Annotated in this window: 1 protein-coding gene; it reads right to left on the bottom strand. The window is 70.2% G+C overall.

Translation table 11 applies throughout. The annotated features are described in order from the left end of the window. The coding region (locus JMF90_RS38640) for an EscU/YscU/HrcU family type III secretion system export apparatus switch protein (RefSeq protein ID WP_201326503.1) at nucleotides 1-915 on the bottom strand (915 nt) is incomplete at both ends.

The raw sequence follows: 915 nt of genomic DNA, 5'->3' as shown, positions 1-915 counted from the left end.
ATGCTGCGGCTGGATCGTGCCGTTCTCGGGCGTCGTCTCGTACAGCGCCTGCGCGAGCCCGACGTTGGCGAGCGTCGGGCGCAGCGCGTCGCGGGCCAGCCGCACGATCCGCTCGGCCGCGTCGCCCTCGCCGCGCGCGAGCACCCACGGCAGCGAGCCCATCCCGCCGTAGTAGAGCGCGACGGCCACGCGCGGCGAATAGACGACCACCGACGCATAGCCGATCCGGTCGGGCAGCGACGCGAACTGCGCTTCGCGCGCGAGCTGGCGGCGCTTCGCCTGGATGTGCGGATCGCCTTCGTCCTCCTTGTGCTCGCGCCGCACTTCGTCGATCGACATCTTCATCTTCTGGTTGAACTCGTGCCGCTGGTGCACGATGTCGATCAGCGCCATCACGATATAGATCAGCGCGGCCCAGCCGAACAGCAGCATCAGCAGCTTCACGATCAGCGCGAGGATCGAGGCCGGCCGCGTGAAACCCGACTGCACCGACGGATCGAGCGACTCGACGATCAGCCAGCCGAGCGTCGCGACGAGCAGCGCCGTCTTCATCAGCATCTTCGCGAGATTGACGAGGTTGCGCAGCGACCACAGGTTCTTCATCCCCTCGGCCGGGTTGAGCCGCGACAACTGCGGCACGAGGCGGCTCCACGCCATCACGCCGCCCACCTGCACGAAGCCCGCGAGCAGCCCCGCCTGCAGCCCGGCCGCGACGATCTGCGCGGACAGCGTCGCCCAGTCGCGCGCGGCGCCGTCGATCAGCGCCGCGAGCCGCGCGGACGGATCGGCCGCGCCGACCGCGTCGAACACGAGCCGGAACAGCGCCTGCACCCGCGCGAACAGCGCGCCGATGCCCACCGCGAGCGCCACGCACACGCCGACGAAGAACGCGGACGACACCGTTTCCGCGCTCTT

Source organism: Burkholderia sp. E168m23, from assembly GCF_016586125.1.
Lineage (GTDB): Bacteria > Pseudomonadota > Gammaproteobacteria > Burkholderiales > Burkholderiaceae > Burkholderia > Burkholderia orbicola.
This window is presented reverse-complemented; position numbering and strand designations above follow the sequence as displayed.